The sequence below is a fragment of the Leisingera sp. genome (genome assembly GCF_982940295.1).
The window spans coordinates 1-4,547 of the sequence record NZ_CEYXRG010000043.1 but is presented as its reverse complement, the minus strand read 5'-3'; the positions used below and the strand labels follow the sequence as shown (position 1 = coordinate 4,547).

Here is a 4,547-nt window from a genome sequence, read left to right as displayed (position 1 = left end):
CCCCCTCCTCTTCAATTTCCAACATCTCCCGCCCGGTTTCACCGGGCGCCCGATCTCTTTTGCCCGTTCACAGGAGGCTTGCCATGAGCCAGCTTGATCTCTCCAAACCCGCACGCCCCGATTGGTGGCAGTTCGCCGAAGACTGCGCCCGCCGCTATCATCTCCACTGCGAAGAACTGCAGCAGGCGCGCCGCAAGACACTCAAAGAAGACGCGCCAGACGGCAGTGCTGGCACCGGGGAGCCCCTTGTGCCCCCTGCACCGGATCACCCCCATTCTTTGCTGCAGCAGCTGAGCGAGAACTCGGACGCGCGGCATCTGCCGCCGGAGCTCTGGGAAGCGCTGGAGGAAGAAGGCGCCGACCCGTACGCATGTGATGACGCGGGCCGCTGGCTGCCGGTAACAGACCTGCCGGCAGACAAGCTGCTTCTTCTGCTTCGGATCGCCGCGGCCTTCGGCTCCCCGGCTGCGGTGGACACGCAGCTTGCCCGTGGCGCCGTGCTGATCCTGCACAACATTCCTGCCTCCGGGTTTTCAAGCGTGGAAAATCTCCTCAACCACGCCCTGCTGCCGCCGGGCTGGCAGGCCCATGACGGCCGGCGCCAAGTGCAACTGAACCAGCGCGTGACCCTCGCTGTCCCCAGTGCCCGCGATGGTGCGATTGAACAGCAACACATTGATGAGCTGCAGGATCTGATCATCAAGGGTCTAGCGCACAGCCAGCCTTTGTGGATCTGCTTGCCGGATGAGATGGCGCTGCCGGCACCGCTGGTGGCGGAGCACTGTCATCAACTGACAGTGCCGCAAGTGGACGCGGATTTTCTGATCGCCCTGCTGCGCCAGACGCACAGCCGCACGGGCCGCATCGATGAAGCCGCCACCCGCGCCGCGCTGCCCCCGAACGGCCAGTTGCAAGGGCTCTCCACCGCCGCACTCTCTTTCGCCCTGCGCGCACCCACAGCGAAGAAGATGGCTCAGCGCCTGTCCCAGGCGCTAACCGCCGCTGCCGCTTCACCGCCCGAAGCCCACGCGCCAAGGGAGAAGATCACAGGCATTGGCCGGTCCTATGACACCGCCCGGCAACTGGTTGCAGACCTGCGACTCTGGGACGAAGGCGGCGTGGCCTGGAATGAGATCCCGCACTCCTTGCTGCTTTTTGGCCTGCCGGGCACCGGCAAGAGCCACCTCGCCCGCGCGATGGGCCGGAGCGCCGGGGTCAATTGCGTCGAGACAAGCTGCGCCGAATGGCAGGCCAAGGGGCATCTGGGCAACCTCCTGCACGCCATGCGCAAAAGCTTCGATGAAGCCCGGAAGAATGCTCCCTGTATCCTCTTCATCGATGAGATCGACGCGATCGGTTCCCGCGACAGTGCCGGCGACAACAGTGCCAGCTATAGAAGGCAAGTGGTTGCTGGCTTTTTGGAGCAGATGGACCGCATCAGCCGGGATGCAGGGATCATGGTGGTTGGTGCCTGCAACCACCCGCAGCACATCGACCCCGCAGTTCTTAGAGCCGGGCGGTTTGACATCAAGATCGAGATGCCGCTGCCAAGCAAGGCAATGCTGCAGCACCTCCTTGCTGAGCGGCTGCAGGACGCATTCCCCGAGGATGCGATGTTGGAGCTGGCGCGGGACTGCATTGGCAAAACCGCCGCCGACGTGGACGCCGCGGTGCGCTCTGCCCGCAGTGAAGCCCGGCACAGCGGCTGCCCGCTCGATCTGCAGCTTCTGCGCCGCCATCTCGGTGTCAGGGAGCTGGAGGAGAACCACGGCCTGCTTTACCGCATTTGCGTCCATGAATGCGGCCATGCCATCGCCGCCTGGATCTTCGGAGAGGCGATCACGCAGGTCCGGGTTGCTGCCGCAGGCGGAACAATCGAACGGGATGTTCCCCCGAATCCGGGTCTGGCGTCAGATTTCGACCGTCAGCTCTACGTCCACCTCGCGGGGCGGGCGGCGGAGCGGCTCATCTTTGGGACTGTGTCCGCGGGCGCTGGCGGCAGCGCCACGTCCGACTTGGCACAGGCTGCGCGGATTGCGTTGGCAGTGGACCACGAGCTGGGACTCGGCGCCTTCGGCAACGGCTGGTTTGGACCGCAGGATCCAGCCCAACTTGCAGAACCCGACCGCAAACGCCTCCGTGAGAAGCTCGACTACGCGGAGGACCACGCACGCGCGCTGCTGTACCCCCATCAGCAGCTGCTGCAGAACATGGCTGCAAACTTGGTGCAGAAACGAGAGTTCGATGCCAAGGTGGTCCGGTCCTGGCTGCGCGACGTGCCGCGCAAAAATGGCCCAGAGCCGGTCCTGGACCAGTAGATGCGCCCGCCAACCAAGCCGCACCGCCGCGAGGTTTGCACAATTCCTATGTGCAAACTTCCGCGGCGCAGGCTCCAGTTGGCCCAAAATCCGGAAAACTCCCTCCCAGAAAGGTTTTGTCCCAAAGCCCCGCCGGGTCGGTCTATGCCCGCATCCCTTCCCACCTCCTTCTGCAGAGGGAAAGTTCCGTATTTCGAGGCCCTTATCCACAATTTCCGTCTCCGCAGGGTTACAACCCGGGTCGCTCCAACCCAATCCGGCGCAGTAAACTGTCTCCATCAGCACACGCGGGCGGCCACCGCCCACCGGAGACAGGAGACCTCGGCCAATGGCACGGGACCGGAAGAGACATGCCGAATGCCAGCAGGCGCCGGAAACACCCGGCCGCCCGCAAAACGGCTCCTGCCGGCAGGACGCCAGCACCCGCGCGTCACTTCACGAACTCCTGCGCGCCCTCGCCCGCGAGGCAGCCCGCACCGACCACCGGGACGGCAATTCTCCCGGTTAACATCAAACCACCGGAGAACACCGCCATGTCCCAGCCCAGGCTCAGAGCAGCCATCTACGCCCGCTACTCGACAGACCTGCAACGCGACGCCTCTGTCGAGGACCAGATCCGCGACTGCACCGATTACGCCAAGGCCCAGGGGCTGGAGGTAGTGGCCACCTATTCCGACCGCGCCATCTCCGGCGCCAGCCTTATGCGCAGTGGCATGCAGGCCCTGCTGCGCGATGCGCAATGCGGACGCTTCGATGTGCTTATCTCTGAAGCCCTCGACCGCTTGAGTCGCGACCAGGCCGACATTGCCCGGGTCTACCAGCAGTTCTGTTTCCACCGCATTCCAATCGAGACCGTGGCGGACGGGCTGATCTCCGAGATTCATATCGGGCTCAAAGGCACGATGAACGCCATTCAGCTCAAGGACATTGCCATGAAGACCCACCGCGGCCTGAAGGGGCGTGCGCTGGCGGGCAAATCCGCTGGCGGCAAGGCTTACGGCTACGATCTGAAGCCGCAGCTCACAGCCAGCGGCGACCTGATCCGCGGGGAGCGCGAGATCAATCCGGAGGAGGCCGCGGTCGTGCGCAGGATCTTCCAGGATTATGCCAAGGGACTGTCCCCCAAAAAGATTGCAGAGGCGCTCAACAAGGAAGGCGTGCCGTCCCCGTCCGGCCGCCATTGGGGCGCCTCCACCATCCATGGCAACCGCCAAAGGGGCTCCGGCATTCTGAACAATGAGCTCTACAACGGCCGCCAGTTCTGGAACCGGCTGTGCTACGACAAGGTCCCTCAGACAAACAGGCGGATTTCCCGCCTGAACCCGGAAAGCGAATGGACCATCACCGAAGTGCCAGAGCTGCGCATCATTAACCCGGAACTCTGGGAAGCAGTCCGCAGCCGCCAGGGCGCGCTGAAGACAAAAGGCACATCGACCCCGGTCTGGGACCGCCGCCGTCCGAAGACGCTGTTCTCCGGGCTAATGGCCTGCGGCTGCTGCGGCGGCGGCTTTGCTAAGATTTCGAAGGACAGCTTCGGCTGCTCCCCGGCAAGGAACAAGGGCGCCGCGGTCTGCAGCAACAAGCGCACGATCAAGCAGGCCGACCTGGAAGCCCGGGTTCTGGATGCGCTGGCGAACCACCTGATGGATCCGGATGCGGTGCAGGTCTTCTGCGAAGAATACACTGCCGAGCGCAACCGGCTGAAGGCGGCAGCCGCCGGGAACCGCAAGGAAAAGGAACAGGCGCTCGCCCGTGCAAAACGCGACCACCAGAAGCTGGTGGATGCGATCATTGCCGGCATTCCCACAGATCAGGTGAAAGACCGGATGATCGAGCTCGACACGCGCCGCCAGCAGCTGGAACGGGAGCTGGAGCAGACCCCTGCCCCGGACACGGTGGTGTTTCACCCGTCAATGGCCGAAGCCTACCGGGAGCGGGTCAGGCGGCTGATCAAGGGCCTTGGCTCTGCCGAAGGCATGGAAGAGGCCAAAGAGGCGCTGCGGTCTCTGGTGGAGCGGATCGTGCTGACGCCCGCGGCGGAGGGCGGTGGCCTGGATCTGACGCTGGAGGGGGATCTGGCCGGGCTGCTGCGTCTTGCGGCGGGTGCGGAAGGCGCGAACAGGAAGAAGGCCCCGGGCGGTAGATCCGAAGCCTTTGATATGTCTAGTGAATTAGTGTTGGTTGCGGGAGCAGGATTTGAACCTGCGACCTTCAGGTTATGAGCCTGAC

At 64.1% G+C, this 4,547-nt stretch carries 3 protein-coding genes; all 3 read left to right on the top strand.

Features of this window, described 5'->3' with window-relative positions; all coding sequences use genetic code 11:
• Positions 1-83: 83 nt before the first annotated feature.
• The 3 genes from AC4HIX_RS20730 (at position 84) to AC4HIX_RS20720 (ending at position 4,540) form a co-directional block, all read left to right on the top strand.
• On the top strand, positions 84-2,318 hold the full coding sequence (locus AC4HIX_RS20730; RefSeq protein ID WP_490400338.1) for an AAA family ATPase: 2,235 nt from the start codon (positions 84-86) through the stop codon (positions 2,316-2,318).
• A 328-nt stretch (positions 2,319-2,646) separates the two neighbouring features.
• Entirely contained in the window at positions 2,647-2,826 is a 180-nt protein-coding gene (locus tag AC4HIX_RS20725; protein WP_260006523.1) for a hypothetical protein, read from the top strand.
• Between the two features lie 25 nt (positions 2,827-2,851).
• The gene (locus tag AC4HIX_RS20720) at positions 2,852-4,540 is read left to right on the top strand and encodes a recombinase family protein (protein ID WP_490400337.1); all 1,689 of its coding nucleotides are present in this window, start codon (positions 2,852-2,854) and stop codon (positions 4,538-4,540) included.
• The last annotated feature ends 7 nt before the right edge of the window (positions 4,541-4,547 follow it).